A 16,082-nucleotide genomic window follows, 5' to 3' on the forward strand; every position below is an offset into this window, starting at 1 on the left:
TTTTTCTTAATCCACAATTCTTAAATGGGAAACTGATTTTGTTTTCTTTTTTTCTTCTCGTTTTTTAGGCTTATCTACTGCTTCATAAAAACCTGTTGGTTGTTCAGTATCTGGCTCAATGTTAAGTTCATCATAAATTTCCTCAGGTTCAAACATCACGCCATCGCCATTCTCACGAGCATAAATCGCAAGGGCTGCGCCCATTGGAATATACAGTTCACGAGAGACACCTTTAAAACGCGCATTAAACTGGATGAAATCATTTGTAAGTTGTAAATTGCCCGTAGCACTGGCAGACAAGTTTAATACAATCTGTCCATCTTTTACATATTCGACAGGAACATTCACACCTAAGTAAGTCGCATCAACAACTAAATAAGGCGTAAAACTATTATCTACTAGCCAATCATAATAGGCGCGTAATAAATAAGGGCGTTTAGGAGAAGATTTATATTCCATTATTTATCATCCATTAAATTTTTTGGTGCAGCTTCACCTACAGATTGCAAAAAAGAATCACGTGTAAACACACGTTCCATATAAGCTTTAATCGCTTTACTTCCTGTGCCTGTAAATTCCACACCTAAATGTTTTAATTTCCATAATAATGGTGCAACATAGCAATCAACCAAACCAAATTCTTCATTCATAAAATAAGGCATCTGTTGAAAAATTGGTGCAATCCCTAATAGTTCTTCTTTTAACTGTTTTAATGCTGAAGTTTTTTCTTTTTCTGTGCCATTTTCTGCTTTTGCAAGGGTTGGATACCAATCTTGTTCAATACGTAACATTAAAAGTCGATCTTTAGCACGAGAAACAGGATACACTTGCATTAATGGAGGATGTGGAAAACGCTCATCAAGATATTCCATTATGATGCGTGAATTAAATAATACGAGATCACGATCAACCAACGTAGGCACAGTGCCGTATGGATTTAATTCCATTAAATCTTCTGGTAGAGCTTGCAAATCAACCTCTGCGTTTTCATAAAGCACACCTTTTTCTGCCAAAACAATTTTTACCTGATGGCAATAAATATCATCTTTATTTGAAAAAAGGGTCATTACTGAACGTTTACTTGATGTGCTGGACATTTATTCCTCCGAAGATCCAAAAATATTCTAGGTTTTTAAGGGGCAACATTTTACCATAAAGCATTACCTATTTGCCAACATAATCTTTTTTATTGTTTTATAATCAATAAGTTAGAGTAACTCAAATAATAAAAAAGCAGAGATTTCTCTCTGCTTTTCTTTTGGAAACGAAAATAAAAATTAACGTTTTGAGTATTGTGGACGACGACGTGCTTTGTGTAAACCCACTTTTTTACGTTCAACGCGACGTGCGTCACGAGTAACGAAACCAGCTGCACGAAGTGCTGGGCGTAATGTTTCATCGTATTCCATCAATGCACGAGTGATACCGTGACGGATTGCACCCGCTTGACCAGAAATACCACCACCTTTAACAGTGATGTATAGGTCTAATTTATCAGTTAATTCAACCAACTCTAATGGCTGACGTACTACCATACGTGCTGTTTCGCGACCAAAGTAAACATCTAATTCACGTTGATTGATAGTGATTTTACCACTGCCCGGTTTGATAAATACACGAGCTGAAGAGCTTTTGCGGCGGCCTGTGCCGTAGTTTTGATTCTCTGCCATTTTCTAAACCTCGTGATTAAATATCTAATACTTGTGGTTGTTGTGCAGCGTGTTGGTGTTCAGCACCTGCATACACTTTTAATTTACGGAACATTGCACGGCCTAATGGACCTTTTGGCAACATACCTTTAACCGCAATTTCAATCACTGCTTCAGGACGGCGAGCGATCATTTCTTTGAAAGTCGCTTGTTTAATACCACCTACATAGCCAGTGTGCCAGTAGTAAAGTTTATCTGTTTCTTTACGACCAGTTACTGCCACTTTGTCTGCGTTGATAACGATGATGTAATCACCAGTATCTACGTGTGGAGTGTACTCAGCCTTGTGTTTACCACGAAGACGACGTGCTAATTCAGTCGCTAAACGACCTAAAGTTTTACCTGTCGCATCTACTACGTACCAGTCGCGTTTAACCGTTTCTGGTTTTGCTACAAAAGTTTTCATTAATTAATTACCAAAAATTAGTTTGATACCCAGTGTTCTTATGAACACAACCATTAATCTTAATCATCACCCCTTCGAGTGTGATCTCGATAAAATAATGTACGATGGGAATTCGCACATTTACAGGGTCGGCGTATTATACTCGTTTTTTCATAAAATGCTAATTTTTTGCACTAAAAAATAAATCTATTGTATTTATTTAACACGCATTTATCTTTCTATAAAAATATACAAAAAAATTACCGCACTTTTTTTCATTGTAAAATAGGATAAATCATTGCTAACAAAAGTGCGGTAGTTTTGGGTACGTTTTGATCTAAAAATTAATTATTATTGAACAATCATTATCCATTTATTGAATTATTAATAATAATCATACTTTTAATGAATAAATTGAAATTGACTCATATTAAAACCTATTTTATTGTACAAATACTATTTTAGAATCCTAAAGGAAGCCTTATGAGCTACGCGAAAGAAATTGATACATTAAATCAACATATTGCAGATTTTAATAAAAAAATTAATGTCTCTTTTGAATTTTTTCCTCCTAAAAACGAAAAAATGGAAACCCTTCTATGGGATTCCATTCATCGTTTAAAAGTCTTAAAGCCTAAATTTGTGTCAGTCACTTACGGCGCAAATTCGGGAGAACGTGACCGCACTCACGGCATTGTGAAAGCCATTAAACAAGAAACGGGCTTAGAAGCCGCACCACATTTAACTGGAATTGATGCCACACCTGAAGAATTAAAACAAATTGCGAGAGATTATTGGGATAGTGGTATTCGCCGTATTGTTGCGTTACGCGGTGACGAACCTAAAGGTTACGCGAAAAAACCATTTTATGCGTCAGATCTTGTTGAATTACTCCGTTCTGTCGCTGATTTTGATATTTCTGTAGCCGCTTATCCTGAAGTTCATCCAGAAGCAAAATCCGCACAAGCAGACTTGATTAATTTAAAACGTAAAATTGATGCAGGTGCAAATCACGTGATTACGCAATTTTTCTTTGATATTGAAAACTACCTGCGTTTTCGTGATCGTTGTGCATCAATTGGTATTGATACTGAAATCGTACCCGGTATTTTACCTGTTACTAATTTTAAACAACTCCAAAAAATGGCATCATTCACTAATGTGAAAATTCCAGCGTGGTTAGTTAAAGCCTATGATGGTTTGGATGATGATCCAACTACACGTAATCTTGTAGCAGCAAGTGTTGCAATGGATATGGTAAAAATTTTATCTCGCGAAGGCGTGAATGACTTCCACTTTTATACGTTAAATCGTAGTGAATTAACTTATGCTATCTGTCATATGTTAGGTGTAAGACCTTAATTATCACAATAATATATTTCTTTTCAACACAAAATAAGGGCGATATTTCGCCCTTATACAAAACTAAAAAAATTCAACCGCACTTCGTTATTTTACTAATTCAGTTTGCATATACATTAATCGATCTATATTCGTTAAATAATGCCCTAATTCTTGTTCTTCGGGTTTATGTAAATAAGGAATTTTACCTAAAAGCGGCGCATCAATATGTTCAACAAGTAAATCAACAATTTCTGCATAATGGCTTAATAATGGATTAATTCGATTTGCTATCCAACCTAATAATGGCACACCCAACTGTTGGATAACCTTTACCGTTAATAAAGCGTGATTTACACAACCATCTTTAATTCCAACTACAAGTACTACTGGCATTTTTCGTTGAGTAATCCAATCTGCAAAACTTTTTCCTTCTGCCATTGGTGTCATTAAACCAAAAGATCCTTCCACCACAACAGATTGATAAGTTTGATTCAAACGCGTTAAATCACAATTAATTTTATCTAATTTAATTCGCATTTTATCTTGCGTGAGCATTGGTGCACAGTGACTAAAAGTATAGCTATTAATATCCTGATAAGACACATTTTCCTTTGTTGAATGCATCAGCGTTAATACATCAGCATTTACGAAATTATCATAATCAGATGTATTTTCAGACTGCGCAACAGGATAAATACTCTCTTCTCCACAACAAGCAATGGGTTTATAGCCGACAACTTGCACTCCCTGCCCTTGCAAGGCTTGAATCATTGCGCGTGCTGCTGTTGTTTTCCCCACATTCGTATCTGTCCCAGCGACAAAAAAGCTACTCATTTTTTTCTCCTTTAAAAAGTGCGGTGGATTTTAAAGGAATTTTTTATTTAATAATTTGAGATAACGCAAATTTTCACTTTTTTATCTTAGAAATAGACAAATTATTTGATCTCACTCAAGCTATTAAATAAACCATCATCTTGTTTTGCTATTTGTAAATAAAATCCTTGGTGTTTAATTGTTTCCAATACTTCATTACAATCTACATTGTGTAATGCTTTACGCCCAAGCAGATTAAACATCATTACTAATTCTGGTTTACCAAAATGTTCGAGTAAAACGCTGGGAACTGAAGAAAAATCCTCTCTATCGGCAACATAAAGGTAGCTTCCTAACTTCTTTTTACTTTTATAAATGGCACATAACATATTTAATTTCCCGAAATAAAAATCCGCACATTTTACGTGCGGATTACAATTTATCATTTCCTATTTTTGAACTGTGGCTAAAAATTCTTTACGAGTATCTCTATCTTCTAAAAATACGCCACCATAAGCAGATGTGACAGTATAACTATTTGTATCTCTAATACCACGCGCTTTCACACAGAAATGGGTCGCTTTCACATATACCGCGACATCATCGGTTTCAAGAATGGTTTGAAATGCCGTCAAAAGTTGCTCGGTTAAGCGTTCTTGAACCTGTGGACGTTGAGCAAAAAACGAGACAATTCGATTAATTTTAGAAAGACCAATTACCCAATCTTTTGGATAGTACGCCACACAAACTTTACCATCAATCGTCACAAAATGATGTTCACAAGTGCTTGTTAGCGTGATGTCATTCACTTGCACCATTTCACTGACTTTCATTTGATTTTTTATTTTCGTCATTTTAGGAAAATTGGCATAATCCATTCCACTGAAAATCTCATCAATAAACATTTTAGCTAAACGATTTGGCGTTTCTTCCAAACTATCATCTCGCAAATCTAATCCAATCAGTTTCATTACTTCATTCATATGTTTTGCAATGCTTTCTCGGCGTTCATTTTTAGCCTGCGTTGGATCAATCATGGGTGTTTCAATGCCTTTCTCAATCAAGGCATTTCTTACATTCTGCGCATCCAGTGAAATTTTATTCATCATCGTCTTTCCTGAAAAAATAATCGGCTATTCTAACAAAGGATAATAGGATGGTAAAATGATAAAAATTGCAAATTTGAATGAATAAGTCTTTAGAGATAAAATACCGACTTATTTTATTAAATAAGGATTTTCTATGCTTACATTGGATCAAGCTCGCTCGAAAATGCTCGAACAGATTCCCTTCCCAACTCAAACTGAAAGCTTAAATTTACAAGAAGCCGCCAATCGAATTTGTGCAGAAGATATTATTTCGCCTATCAATGTTCCCTCTTTCGATAATTCAGCAATGGATGGCTATGCTGTACGTTTATCGGATTTACAACAATCTTTAACGCTTTCGATAGCAGGAAAATCTTTTGCAGGTAATCCATTCCAAGAGGAATGGCAATCACTAAGTGCGGTCAGAATTATGACTGGCGCGATGATTCCTGAAGGCGCAGATGCAGTGATAATGCAAGAGCTAGTGACACTCAATGAAGACGGCACCATCACTTTTAGTGAATTACCTAAACCAAATCAAAACATCCGTCGTATTGGCGAAGATGTAAAAAAAGGCGATGTGGTATTAGAACAAGGCGCACCGCTTACTCCTGTTTCCTTGCCATTATTAGCCTCTCTAGGCATTGCAGAAGTAAAATGCTATCGCCAATTAAAAGTCGGCGTACTCTCAACTGGCGATGAACTTGTGGAAGTCGGCAAGCCATTACAAAGTGGACAAATCTATGATACCAACCGTTTCACTGTAAAATTATTACTTGAAAAACTTAACTGTGAAGTCATTGATTTAGGGCTATTACCTGATAACGAAGCTGAATTTGAAAAAGCATTTATTGCCGCACAAAGCCAAGCCGATTTAGTGATTACCAGTGGCGGTGTTTCCGTTGGAGAAGCGGATTTCACTAAAGCGGTATTGGAAAAAGTCGGCAAAGTAAATTTTTGGAAAATCGCAATCAAACCGGGCAAACCATTCGCTTTTGGTAAATTAGAAAACGCTTGGTTCTGTGGTTTACCCGGTAATCCTGTTTCTGCATTAGTGACATTTTATCAACTTGTACAGCCATTAATCGCTAAACTGCAAGGGCAAAAACAATGGAAAAATCCACCGCACTTTTCAGCCATTGCCACAATGAATTTGAAAAAAGCAGTGGGACGTTTAGACTTCCAACGAGGTTTTTATCACATCAATGAACAAGGTCAAATTGAAGTACAATCAGTGGGATTTCAAGGCTCTCATCTCTTTAGTGCTTTTGTAAAAAGCAATTGTTTTATCGTGTTAGAACAAGAACGTGGCAATGTTTCTGCGGGCGAAACAGTGATAATTGAGCCTTTCAATCATTTATTAGGATAAAAAATGATCGAACTTAGTCACGAAGAAGAATTGCGTTATAACCGTCAAATTATTCTTAAAAGCGTAGATTTTGACGGGCAAGAAAAACTTAAAGCAAGCAAAATGCTGATCGTTGGGCTTGGCGGTTTAGGTTGTGCAGCCAGCCAATATCTCGCAGCAGCAGGCGTTGGGAATTTAACACTGTTGGATTTCGACACAGTTTCTCTTTCGAATCTTCAACGACAAGTCTTGCACTGCGATGCTCGCTTGAATATGCCCAAAGTAGAATCAGCTAAAATTGCACTGGAACAAATCAATCCACATATAAACATTGAGACGATTAATGCTAAGTTAGACGAAAAAAAACTCGCAGAAATCATTCCGCACTTTGATATTGTTTTAGATTGTACAGACAATGTGGAAATCCGTAATCAATTGGATCGCCAATGTAATCATGCAAAAATTCCATTGATTTCAGGTGCGGCGATTCGAATGGAAGGTCAGGTTTCCGTTTTCACTTATGAACCGAATACGCCTACTTATCGTGATCTCAGTAAATTATTTGGACAAAATGTATTAAGCTGTGTAGAAGCTGGCGTGCTTGCACCAATCGTCGGCATTGTGGGCACCATTCAAGCCTTAGAAGCAATTAAAGTGCGGTTAAAAATCGGTAAGAATTTATGTGGCCGCTTATTGATGATTGATGGTTTTTCGATGAATATCCGAGAAATTAAACTTCCAACCAATGTGGAATAAAACCCTTAAAAAGAGAAAAATTTTAACCGCACTTTTTATTAATCATAACCTTTACGACAAACATTATGACAACAGAAATTAAAAAACTTGATCCCGATACAGCCATTGATATTGCTTACGATATTTTCTTAGAAATGGCTGGAGAAAATTTAGATCCTGCCGACATTCTTTTATTCAACCTACAATTTGAAGAACGCGGTGGTGTGGAATTTGTTGAAACTGCCGATGATTGGGAAGAAGAAATTGGTGTACTGATTGATCCTGAAGAATACGCTGAAGTGTGGGTGGGATTAGTCAATGAGCAAGATGAAATGGATGATGTATTTGCTAAATTCTTAATTTCTCACCGAGAAGAAGATCGTGAATTTCACGTTATTTGGAAAAAGTAACGATAATGTAAAAATAAGGGAAATCATCTGATTTCCCTTATTCTTTTCGCTTAAAATTAACGCACATTAAATTGGAAAACTCGAGAAAAAGACTAATAACAGCGGTGGTAATAAATTTGTGACCATACCAAAAGAAATGGCGATAGGCGTTACTTCAATTCCGCCTGATTTTTGAATAATCGGCAATGTACAATCTAATGCTGTTGCGCCTGTAATCCCAATAGCTGTAGAGCGATAATGTTGCATAAACAGTGGAATTAAAAATAAACTCAAAATTTCACGCGATAAATCATTAAAAAAGGCAATACTCCCCTGCATCGGCCCCCAAGCATTTGTCAGCACGACGCTTGATAAAGAATACCAACCAAATCCCGATGAAAAGGCTAAACCTTGAGTAATCGGAATACTTAGAAAAAATGCCGAAATAACACCACCAACTAAAGAACTTAGGGTAAAAATCGCTCCCATCATTAAACCTTGCTTATTTAGCAAGACTTCTTTCAAGGAAATGCCATTGTTACGAAGTTGAATTCCCACAAAAAAGATCAAAGCAATAAGCACGTAAAGATTGGAACCATGTGGGAAATGCAACCAATCATTACACAGCCAACCTAAAACGATGCCAATAATCACCGCACTTAATAATTTAATTGAGTCTATTAACGAATGCCAACGAGATGGCAATTATCCCTGTAAATAATTAACAGGCTTAGGCAAAGTGCTGTCATAAATAGCCAAACCTAGGATATTACAAGTCAGAATGATAGCCGATAGCCCTAAAGCGGTCATACCAATAATTGGCAATTTTTGTTCTAAATGCTCTAGCTGACCAAGCATAAACCCCATCATAAATAAAATAATGTACAGTAATAACATCACTATTTTATTTATGAATGCCAAGGTATTTTGATTCTGTATTTTGACTAAATACCCCAACATCATCGGCACAAGTACGATAAGCAATCCGTTAATAATTTCTTCCATTATTTTCCTTTTTGTAGATCACTGCACTTTATTTAATTTTCAAAGATAATTTGAATAAATATTGCAGTAAAAATAAAAATTACTTATACAAGCAATAAAATCATACCGCTTATAATATATATTTTTTATCAATCTACCAAACGCTCAATGAACAAACTTTCTATGTAGGATATTTTATCTCTTTATTATGTAAAAACGAGGATATAAAAAAGCGGCTAAAAAATAAGCCGCTTTTCATCATTATTTCCCTGCAAAAACTTTAATTTGCTCTGCACCTAAATGCCCTGGTACGGTTTTTTTCAGGTTTAGATCGCTATCTAAAAAGAGATTGAACGGATAGCCACGCACTCTTGCTTTGTCAATGATTTCGCCTTTTTCATCTAAAAGCACCGTGATATTTTTATATTCTAATCCTTTGTACCATTCAATAAAATCAGCGGTGTCTTTTTCGCCTTTGTGATCGGGCGAAACAATGGTTATGACTTCAAATCCACGATCTTTTTCTGCACTTAAATCATCAATTTCAGCTAAGCCAGCCAAGCAAATTGGACACCAAGATGCCCACATTTTTACATACACAGGTTTGCCTTTATATTGGCTTAAAGTAACTGGCTGATTGTTTAAGTCTTTGAGTTGCACATCCGCCAAATTAGTTTGTGCAAAAGTGTTTAGGCTGAATGCCATTAGAAATATTGATAATAGTTTTTTCATTGCTTTTTTCCTTTTATAAATTTCTTTTGTTGAGGTTATGTTTTACGAAAAATTATTCGTAATTAATAAAATACCCATCACGATAATTAAAATTCCGCCACCGATTTTAAATTTGTCTAAGTGTTTATTTAACCCTTTGGCACGTTTGAGCAAGCTGTCAGATAAGAACGAAAACAGTACAAACGGGGTCGCAAGCCCTAAGACATAAACAAACATCATTGATGCACCGTAAAGTGCAGAGCCTTCATCGCCTGATAAAGCTAACACGGAAGCCAGAATCGGGCCAATACAAGGTGTCCAACCAAGACTAAACGTTAAACCAAGAACAAATGCCTCAAGTGCGGTTGATTTTCCTGATGTTTTTATTTCCACCAATTTCGTGCGTTCCAACAAACCAATTTTGAAAATGCCAAGTTGATGAATACCCAAAATAATCACGATAACGCCAGCGATAATGCGGGTAGTGTTACTAAATAAAATATTCCCTAAAAAACCAAAACTAAAGCCTAAACTGACAAATGTAAGGGAAAGCCCTAAAATAAATAAAAAAGTATTTAAGACTTTTTTACCGCCTTTACTCAAAATACCAAAATAAATTGGAATAATCGGGAAAATACAAGGCGAAAGAAAAGAAGCAAGCCCAGCTAAAAATACAGTTCCAATAAGGAGTTGCTGATCTAACATCCTACATCTCCTTATTTTTTAATGGATTGAATCAAATATCCGTATCCTGCCTTTTCCATTTCAGCTAACGGAATAAATTTAATTGATGCACTGTTAATGCAATAACGTAAACCACCTTTATCTTTCGGGCCGTCGTCAAAAACGTGTCCTAAATGGGCATTGCCCGCACGACTTAACACTTCGGTACGTTGCATATTGAAGCTATTGTCGGTTTCATAATGCACTACATCTTTAATGATCGGTTTCGTAAAGCTTGGCCAGCCACAACCTGATTCAAATTTATCATTTGAAGAGAAAACAGGCTCGCCTGTAGTGACATCAACATAAATACCGGGTTGGAAGTTATCCCAATATTCGTTACTAAAAGAGCGTTCAGTATGTTTATTTTGAGTAACGGAATATTGCAACGGTGTCAATTTCGCTTTGAGTTCTGCATCACTCGGTTTCGGATAATCTTTTTCGTCAATCACAGGTTCATCTGCTTTGGTAATATCAATATGGCAATAACCATTTGGATTTTTCTTCAAATAATCCTGATGATATTCTTCTGCTACGATGTAATTTTTAATCGGCTGCACCTCAATTTGTACTGGTTTTTTATATTTGGTTTGAAGCTGGGCGAGAGCTTGTTCGATCACTGCTTTATCTGCCCCATCTTGATAATAAATCCCTGTGCGATATTGTCTACCACGGTCGTTACCTTGTTTGTTTACACTCGTTGGATCAATCACTTTAAAATAATATTTAAGCAATTTATCTAACGAAATTTGGTTTGCATCGTAAGTGACTTTTACCGTTTCTGCGTGATCGGTTAGCCCAATCATATGATAACTGGTTTTCCCCGTATTACCATTGGCATAGCCAGAAATCGCATCTTTCACACCGTGAATACGCTCCATATATGCTTCCATACCCCAGAAACAACCACCAGCAAGATAAATTTCTCGGATGTTTTGCGTATTTTCCATTACCATTTTTTGTTCTCCAGATGATGATGTTGAATTTTGTATTGCTAAAGTTGGTGCTGCACAGCAAAGTGCGGTAATAAATAGAAATGTTTTTGATAGTTTCATTGCTTTTCCTTATGAAGTAAAAATTAACGTTACATAAGGTTAGACGGCGGATAATTCGATTTCTTACAGATTTTTGCAAAATTTTTAAAGAAATTGATTAAAATCCATTGTTATAACCAATAATAAAGCGTTAAGATGCCCAATCTCCCCCTCTTTTCTAAGGTAAAAATCTATATGCAATCACATTCCATTCCTTCACTTTATCACAAAGCGATTAGTTTTATGGTATCAGCGTACTTTTCCATTACCTTGATGAATGTATTTGTCAAAACCGCTTCTCAAACAATCCCTGCAAGTGAAACCTTATTTTCACGCTTTTTAATCGGCTTGCTTTTCTTACTTCCTTTTGTGATTAAAGATCGCGATTTTAAAGTGGATACTCGTCAATGGAAATTTTTAATCCTGCGTAATGCCGCGGGTGTATCGAATATGTTGATTAACTTTTATGTCGTGAAGTTCTTACCGCTTTCCATCGCTGTCTTATTGATGAATACCTCTGCCCTATTTATCCCGATTTTATTGCTTTTTTTCCATCAAAAAACACCGCTTAATGTGCTTTTATGTAGCTTAATCGGTTTTCTTGGCGTTTCCATTATTTTACTCACCAATCACAATGGCAATGTTGATCCTATTTATGTGCTGATTGGATTATCTGGTGCTGTATTAGCGGGAATGGCATTTATTGGCTTACAAGAATTAAACAAATACAACACACCAAAAAATATCGTATTTTATTTTCATCTGATTGGTACGTTCATGTTACCAGTCTTCTTTATTAACCAATGGAAAATCCCTAATTTATACGAGCTTGGCTTATTACTATTGGTGGGCGGTTTCGGATTGATTTTCCAATTATTACTCACGCACGCTTTTAAATACGCACCCGCCAATATCATTACTCCTTTTGCTTTCACTGGCGTGGTTTTCTCTAGCGTTTTCGACTGGCTCTTTTGGCATCATACGCCTAACCTCTATTTTTGGCTCGGTGCAGTTATAATTGTGGGCGCAGTGAGTTTATTGGCGAAGCTGAAGAAATAAAACCTTTGAGATTACAAAATGCCGTATGGATAAGTTAGAAATACCGCTATAAAGTGCGGTCAAAATAGCGGATTTTTTAATACTTTCATCACTCTTAATGTGAATCTTTAAATTTCTTCATCATCATACTTAAGGTTTTGCAATTTCTTTGAAAACGACGACAACGCGAGCACATAGCTAAATGCACTTTTAGCCCTACTTTTTCTTGTATATCTAATGAACGTTCGTGCGATTCGGAAATCATTCGAGTGGCTTGGCGACAACGCATAATCTCTCCTAAAGTTTTTTTGAAAGACAGTTTTGCAACTGTAAACGAGCCCGATAAAGGGTGGTATGTAAATTAGACGAAGTTAAATGCGTTTCTTGACAAATTTCTTCAGATGAAAGATCTAAAAACTCTCGCATCATAAAAATTTTTGCCTGTTTGGCGGGTAAACAAGTCAAACAAGTTTCAAAAATCAGCCAAAATTCATCGGAATAAACCGTTTCTTCTTCGCCTTGTAATTCACTCGGGTAATGTTCTGGTTTCCAATACCCCTTTTCATCAAAAAATGAATTATTGGTATCTTCATCTTCAAGTTCACTTTCTAAAACAAACCGCCCTTTCTGACGTAAATAATCAATAATCTTATTTTTAAGAATCGCAAAAATCCAAGTTTTAAATGCAGATTGATGCTTAAAATTATCAAGATTTTTGAATGCACTTAAAAAAGCTTCTTGTACTAAATCTTCAGCAAGATCGGCTTGATTTACTTGCAATTGTGCAAATGTCAGCATTTGAGTGCGAATTTGCTGAAGCTCAAGATCAGAAATAACATTCATTTTAACTCCTTTAAAACTTATGTAAGAAATGAAACCCACTTCCTTTAATAAACTAAGGTAGCTATTTTTACACTCAAAAAAGGAAATTTAAAATGAAAAATTTTACATTAAATCTGTTTCGCAAAGTTAAGAAAAATCTGGTGTTTAAGAAAAAAATAATTAAGACAAAAAACGAGCATTTTCGATTTAGATTAATACTAAACAAAAAATGCTCTTTTTAGATGCTAATTTATCCAATTAGATTAGTTGTGTTAGCCTTACCAAACCCAACCAGCTCCCATTTGATAGGAAATTTTACTGTTTTTGCCTGCATTTACGGCGATACCGCTTTTTAATGTAATATTCGCTTTTGGTGTGTAGCCTACACCAATCGCCACCGCATTACGGCTGCCATAACCGCCCACCGCAGCAGAAAAACTCGCTTTTCCGACCACTTGTGGCAAGACTAAACCAGAAAGTGCGTTAGCCGCCGCTAAACCACGTTCTAATTTGCTGTCTAATTTTCCTAATTTGCCATTTAGCTCGTTAAAATCTGATTGGAAATTATGCACTTGCGTTTGCAACGTGCCTAATTTGAGATCGGTATATTGATTTGCAGTTTGTAAAGTTTGTGTATCGCCATCATCCATTTATTTTTTATTTACTGCGTCAGTGTCTTTTTCGGCTGCTTTTACATTAGCAATGTATCTTTCTGTACCTTCTCTACCAAAAGAAACTTCATTTTCTCTTGTAGTTTCTGAACTATATCCTACAGCAATAGAGTTGTTATATTTAGCTTTTGCTTTGTTACCTAGAGCAATAGCATTTTCTACTTTATTAGTACCAGTTTCATTTTTAGCTTCACTTTCATAACCTATAGCATGTTATATGAACCTTCAACCTTATTTGACACCCCCAATACTGTATTATATATACCATCTTTGTAAGTCCTAAAGTCTTCGGCTTTTTTACTATTAATTGTATTATTCTTTAAATTACCAATGATCAGGCTATACGCCCCAAACTCTTTAATGCCGTAATTCGTACTAATTGAATTGTCACTCGCCGCAAAGGCTTGAGAAGAGATTAGCAAACTGCTGATAAGTTAAGCTGTCGTGGTTAGCTTGACAGATGAAAAGAAAAGATTAGCATTGCTTGCTTTCAGAATTGTAATAAAACATATTATATCCTCCTAGGATAAAACAAAAAAGAAGCGCGACTTTACGTTAAATAAATTGATATGTAAAGGAAATACAAATTTTTTCGTGCAAATTCCAATATTTAACTTTAAAATACTTGCCTCTGAACAAATATTCATTATAAATAAAAGTCACAATATTTATTTTATAAATAAAAAAGTGCGGTTAAAATCATCCGCACTTTTTAGTTCGTAGAAAGGAAAATTCAATGTTTAAAATGAAAAATATCACGCTTGCTTTGTTGATGTCTAGTGCATTAGTGGGATGTGCCAATATTGGCGATTCTTATCAAGCTAGCCTTGAAGATTACAAGCAATATGAAGAAATTACCAAGCAATATAATGTAAAAGAAAATTGGTGGTCGTTATATGATGATGCACAATTAAATCGCGTAGTAGAACAAGCATTAATAAACAACAAAGATTTAGCTAAAGCAGCCGTGGCGGTAAACCGTGCGCTTTACAGTGCAAATTTAGTGGGCGCAAATTTAGTGCCTGCATTTAATGGTTCAACTTCATCAGCAGCACAACGCCGAGTTGATATCAGTACAAACTCTGCCATTTCACACAAAGGTTCTTTAAATGTGAGCTATACATTAGATCTGTGGCAACGTTTGGCCAATACTGTTGATGCGGCGGAATGGTCGCACAAAGCAACTGCAGAAGATATGGAATCGGCTCGTTTATCATTAATCAATTCTGTAGTAACAACTTATTATCAAATTGCTTATTTAAATGATGCAATTAGCACAACCAACGAAACGATCAAATATTACACGGATATTGGCAATATTATGCAAACGCGTTTAGCGCAAGGCGTGGCTGATGCAGCCAGCGTTGATCAAGCACAACAAGCCATATTAACGGCACGTAATAACAAATTAAATTTTGAAACCCAACGCAAAACAGCAGAACAAACACTGCGTAATCTTCTCAACCTAAAACCAAATGAAGCATTAAATATCACGTTCCCACATATTATGAATGTGAAAACGGCAGGCGTAAACTTAAACGTGCCTGTGTCTGTAATTGCAAATCGTCCTGATGTAAAAGCAGCACAATTCCGTTTAAGCAGTGCATTCAAAAATGCCAAAGCAACTCAAAAAAGTTGGTTCCCAGAGGTTAATTTAGGTGCAAGCCTTTCTTCAACAGCAAGCACGGTTGGTACGGCGTTACATAACCCTGTGGCTGCTGGTACAGTAGGAATTAGCCTACCGTTCTTAAATTGGAACACCGTAAAATGGAACGTTAAAATTTCTGAAGCTGACTATGAAACAGCACGTTTAAATTACGAACAACGTATTACCACCGCTCTCAATAATGTGGATACCAACTATTTTGCCTTTACCCAAGCGCAAAGTACATTAAGTAATTTACAGCAAACCCATAGTTACAATCAGCGTATCACACAATATTATCGAAACCGCTATAATGCGGGCGTATCCGAATTGCGCGAATGGTTAGTTGCAGCCAATACGGAAAAATCATCACAACTTGCGATTTTGAATGCAAAATATCAAGTGCTACAAAGTGAAAATGCGGTATATAGCTCAATGGCGGGATATTATTTGTAAAAATCAAATTGGATTAATCTATAAAAAATCCCTGTTAAATTTCTTTAACAGGGATTTTGTTATTTAAATTAAACCTATTATTTTGTCGCTTCTTTCACTGCATCTACTGCTTGAGTTGCTTTTTCTGAAACCGCCTCTTTCATTTCAGTTGCTTTTTCTTTCATTTCGCCTACTTTTTCTGATGCAG

At 35.9% G+C, this 16,082-nt stretch carries 20 protein-coding genes and 1 pseudogene; 6 read left to right on the forward strand and 15 right to left on the reverse strand.

The window, feature by feature from the left end:
- Positions 1–6: 6 nt before the first annotated feature.
- The 4 genes from HMPREF2644_RS06875 to rplM all read right to left on the reverse strand — a co-directional run bounded on the left by HMPREF2644_RS06875 (position 7) and on the right by rplM (position 2,115).
- The gene (locus tag HMPREF2644_RS06875; RefSeq protein WP_005650453.1) at positions 7–459 is read right to left on the reverse strand and encodes a ClpXP protease specificity-enhancing factor; all 453 of its coding nucleotides are present in this window, start codon (positions 457–459) and stop codon (positions 7–9) included.
- Positions 459–1,097 (reverse strand): stringent starvation protein SspA, encoded by a 639-nt coding sequence (gene sspA / locus HMPREF2644_RS06880; RefSeq protein WP_005656607.1) that lies wholly within the window; start codon positions 1,095–1,097, stop codon positions 459–461. The genes HMPREF2644_RS06875 and sspA overlap by 1 nt, the downstream gene beginning before the upstream one ends.
- 180 nt (positions 1,098–1,277) lie before the next feature.
- Positions 1,278–1,670, reverse strand: a complete 393-nt coding sequence (gene rpsI / locus HMPREF2644_RS06885) for a 30S ribosomal protein S9 (protein ID WP_005631594.1) — start codon at positions 1,668–1,670, stop codon at positions 1,278–1,280.
- Positions 1,671–1,686: 16 nt separating this feature from the next.
- Complete coding sequence (gene rplM, locus HMPREF2644_RS06890) at positions 1,687–2,115, reverse strand: 50S ribosomal protein L13 (protein WP_005628896.1); 429 nt, start codon at positions 2,113–2,115, stop codon at positions 1,687–1,689.
- 462 nt (positions 2,116–2,577) lie between these two features.
- On the opposite strand from rplM, the gene metF reads away from it, so the two are divergent.
- Complete coding sequence (gene metF, locus HMPREF2644_RS06895; protein ID WP_005650448.1) at positions 2,578–3,456, forward strand: methylenetetrahydrofolate reductase; 879 nt, start codon at positions 2,578–2,580, stop codon at positions 3,454–3,456.
- An 87-nt stretch (positions 3,457–3,543) separates the two neighbouring features.
- Here the strand turns inward: metF and bioD are convergent, their stop codons facing one another.
- The 3 genes from bioD to folE form a co-directional block, all read right to left on the reverse strand.
- Positions 3,544–4,272 (reverse strand): dethiobiotin synthase, encoded by a 729-nt coding sequence (bioD, locus tag HMPREF2644_RS06900; protein ID WP_038441242.1) that lies wholly within the window; start codon positions 4,270–4,272, stop codon positions 3,544–3,546.
- Positions 4,273–4,373: 101 nt separating this feature from the next.
- On the reverse strand, positions 4,374–4,640 hold the full coding sequence (locus tag HMPREF2644_RS06905; RefSeq protein ID WP_038441463.1) for a YcgL domain-containing protein: 267 nt from the start codon (positions 4,638–4,640) through the stop codon (positions 4,374–4,376).
- Between the two features lie 60 nt (positions 4,641–4,700).
- Positions 4,701–5,357: a GTP cyclohydrolase I FolE gene (gene folE, locus HMPREF2644_RS06910; RefSeq protein WP_038441464.1), complete on the reverse strand. Its 657-nt coding sequence runs from the start codon at positions 5,355–5,357 to the stop codon at positions 4,701–4,703.
- Positions 5,358–5,493: 136 nt separating this feature from the next.
- Here folE and moeA point away from each other — a divergent pair, with 136 nt between their 5' ends.
- The 3 genes from moeA (at position 5,494) to HMPREF2644_RS06925 (ending at position 7,832) form a co-directional block, all read left to right on the forward strand.
- A complete protein-coding gene (moeA, locus tag HMPREF2644_RS06915) occupies positions 5,494–6,708 on the forward strand; it encodes a molybdopterin molybdotransferase MoeA (RefSeq protein ID WP_038441244.1) in 1,215 nt (404 codons plus the stop codon).
- A gap of 3 nt (positions 6,709–6,711) precedes the next feature.
- Positions 6,712–7,443, forward strand: a complete 732-nt coding sequence (gene moeB / locus HMPREF2644_RS06920; protein WP_038441246.1) for a molybdopterin-synthase adenylyltransferase MoeB — start codon at positions 6,712–6,714, stop codon at positions 7,441–7,443.
- Positions 7,444–7,508: 65 nt separating this feature from the next.
- Positions 7,509–7,832, forward strand: coding sequence for an HI1450 family dsDNA-mimic protein (locus HMPREF2644_RS06925; protein WP_005628170.1), 324 nt, complete (start codon positions 7,509–7,511; stop codon positions 7,830–7,832).
- 66 nt (positions 7,833–7,898) lie between these two features.
- On the opposite strand, the pseudogene HMPREF2644_RS09450 reads toward HMPREF2644_RS06925, so the two are convergent.
- The 4 genes and pseudogenes from HMPREF2644_RS09450 to msrAB form a co-directional block, all read right to left on the reverse strand.
- Positions 7,899–8,816: pseudogene (locus HMPREF2644_RS09450) on the reverse strand (lysine exporter LysO family protein).
- A gap of 240 nt (positions 8,817–9,056) precedes the next feature.
- Positions 9,057–9,527, reverse strand: a complete 471-nt coding sequence (locus HMPREF2644_RS06940) for a redoxin family protein (protein ID WP_038441252.1) — start codon at positions 9,525–9,527, stop codon at positions 9,057–9,059.
- A gap of 42 nt (positions 9,528–9,569) precedes the next feature.
- Entirely contained in the window at positions 9,570–10,211 is a 642-nt protein-coding gene (locus tag HMPREF2644_RS06945) for a cytochrome c biogenesis protein CcdA (RefSeq protein ID WP_005656594.1), read from the reverse strand.
- Positions 10,212–10,222: 11 nt separating this feature from the next.
- Positions 10,223–11,284, reverse strand: a complete 1,062-nt coding sequence (msrAB, locus tag HMPREF2644_RS06950) for a bifunctional peptide-methionine (S)-S-oxide reductase MsrA/peptide-methionine (R)-S-oxide reductase MsrB (RefSeq protein WP_005656593.1) — start codon at positions 11,282–11,284, stop codon at positions 10,223–10,225.
- Positions 11,285–11,458: 174 nt separating this feature from the next.
- Between msrAB and HMPREF2644_RS06955 the strand changes: the two genes are divergently transcribed.
- Positions 11,459–12,322, forward strand: coding sequence for a DMT family transporter (locus tag HMPREF2644_RS06955; RefSeq protein ID WP_070828346.1), 864 nt, complete (start codon positions 11,459–11,461; stop codon positions 12,320–12,322).
- A 94-nt stretch (positions 12,323–12,416) separates the two neighbouring features.
- Here HMPREF2644_RS06955 and HMPREF2644_RS06960 read toward each other — a convergent pair whose 3' ends face one another.
- The 4 genes from HMPREF2644_RS06960 to HMPREF2644_RS09235 all read right to left on the reverse strand — a co-directional run bounded on the left by HMPREF2644_RS06960 (position 12,417) and on the right by HMPREF2644_RS09235 (position 14,001).
- Positions 12,417–12,590: a zf-HC2 domain-containing protein gene (locus HMPREF2644_RS06960; RefSeq protein ID WP_005650423.1), complete on the reverse strand. Its 174-nt coding sequence runs from the start codon at positions 12,588–12,590 to the stop codon at positions 12,417–12,419.
- Positions 12,591–12,598: 8 nt separating this feature from the next.
- Positions 12,599–13,144 (reverse strand): sigma-70 family RNA polymerase sigma factor, encoded by a 546-nt coding sequence (locus HMPREF2644_RS06965; RefSeq protein WP_005650421.1) that lies wholly within the window; start codon positions 13,142–13,144, stop codon positions 12,599–12,601.
- Positions 13,145–13,401: 257 nt separating this feature from the next.
- Entirely contained in the window at positions 13,402–13,773 is a 372-nt protein-coding gene (locus tag HMPREF2644_RS09455) for a YadA C-terminal domain-containing protein (RefSeq protein ID WP_038441254.1), read from the reverse strand.
- Complete coding sequence (locus HMPREF2644_RS09235) at positions 13,774–14,001, reverse strand: hypothetical protein (protein ID WP_080316036.1); 228 nt, start codon at positions 13,999–14,001, stop codon at positions 13,774–13,776.
- A 529-nt stretch (positions 14,002–14,530) separates the two neighbouring features.
- On the opposite strand from HMPREF2644_RS09235, the gene HMPREF2644_RS06975 reads away from it, so the two are divergent.
- Positions 14,531–15,895: a toxin/drug exporter TdeA gene (locus tag HMPREF2644_RS06975; RefSeq protein ID WP_005656589.1), complete on the forward strand. Its 1,365-nt coding sequence runs from the start codon at positions 14,531–14,533 to the stop codon at positions 15,893–15,895.
- Positions 15,896–16,082: the final 187 nt, after the last annotated feature.

It is taken from the genome of Haemophilus sp. HMSC071C11 (assembly GCF_001837655.1).
GTDB lineage: Bacteria > Pseudomonadota > Gammaproteobacteria > Enterobacterales > Pasteurellaceae > Haemophilus > Haemophilus influenzae.

Excerpts from the sequence above, each read along its gene's own strand:
- HMPREF2644_RS06875 (WP_005650453.1), bottom strand. The coding sequence starts at position 459 with ATGGAATATAAATCTTCTCCTAAACGCCCTTATTTATTACGCGCCTAT.
- sspA (WP_005656607.1), bottom strand. The coding sequence starts at position 1,097 with ATGTCCAGCACATCAAGTAAACGTTCAGTAATGACCCTTTTTTCAAAT.
- rpsI (WP_005631594.1), bottom strand. The coding sequence starts at position 1,670 with ATGGCAGAGAATCAAAACTACGGCACAGGCCGCCGCAAAAGCTCTTCA.
- rplM (WP_005628896.1), bottom strand. The coding sequence starts at position 2,115 with ATGAAAACTTTTGTAGCAAAACCAGAAACGGTTAAACGCGACTGGTAC.
- metF (WP_005650448.1), top strand. The coding sequence starts at position 2,578 with ATGAGCTACGCGAAAGAAATTGATACATTAAATCAACATATTGCAGAT.
- bioD (WP_038441242.1), bottom strand. The coding sequence starts at position 4,272 with ATGAGTAGCTTTTTTGTCGCTGGGACAGATACGAATGTGGGGAAAACA.
- HMPREF2644_RS06905 (WP_038441463.1), bottom strand. The coding sequence starts at position 4,640 with ATGTTATGTGCCATTTATAAAAGTAAAAAGAAGTTAGGAAGCTACCTT.
- folE (WP_038441464.1), bottom strand. The coding sequence starts at position 5,357 with ATGAATAAAATTTCACTGGATGCGCAGAATGTAAGAAATGCCTTGATT.
- moeA (WP_038441244.1), top strand. The coding sequence starts at position 5,494 with ATGCTTACATTGGATCAAGCTCGCTCGAAAATGCTCGAACAGATTCCC.
- moeB (WP_038441246.1), top strand. The coding sequence starts at position 6,712 with ATGATCGAACTTAGTCACGAAGAAGAATTGCGTTATAACCGTCAAATT.
- HMPREF2644_RS06925 (WP_005628170.1), top strand. The coding sequence starts at position 7,509 with ATGACAACAGAAATTAAAAAACTTGATCCCGATACAGCCATTGATATT.
- HMPREF2644_RS06940 (WP_038441252.1), bottom strand. The coding sequence starts at position 9,527 with ATGAAAAAACTATTATCAATATTTCTAATGGCATTCAGCCTAAACACT.
- HMPREF2644_RS06945 (WP_005656594.1), bottom strand. The coding sequence starts at position 10,211 with ATGTTAGATCAGCAACTCCTTATTGGAACTGTATTTTTAGCTGGGCTT.
- msrAB (WP_005656593.1), bottom strand. The coding sequence starts at position 11,284 with ATGAAACTATCAAAAACATTTCTATTTATTACCGCACTTTGCTGTGCA.
- HMPREF2644_RS06955 (WP_070828346.1), top strand. The coding sequence starts at position 11,459 with ATGCAATCACATTCCATTCCTTCACTTTATCACAAAGCGATTAGTTTT.
- HMPREF2644_RS06960 (WP_005650423.1), bottom strand. The coding sequence starts at position 12,590 with ATGCGTTGTCGCCAAGCCACTCGAATGATTTCCGAATCGCACGAACGT.
- HMPREF2644_RS06965 (WP_005650421.1), bottom strand. The coding sequence starts at position 13,144 with ATGAATGTTATTTCTGATCTTGAGCTTCAGCAAATTCGCACTCAAATG.
- HMPREF2644_RS09455 (WP_038441254.1), bottom strand. The coding sequence starts at position 13,773 with ATGGATGATGGCGATACACAAACTTTACAAACTGCAAATCAATATACC.
- HMPREF2644_RS06975 (WP_005656589.1), top strand. The coding sequence starts at position 14,531 with ATGTTTAAAATGAAAAATATCACGCTTGCTTTGTTGATGTCTAGTGCA.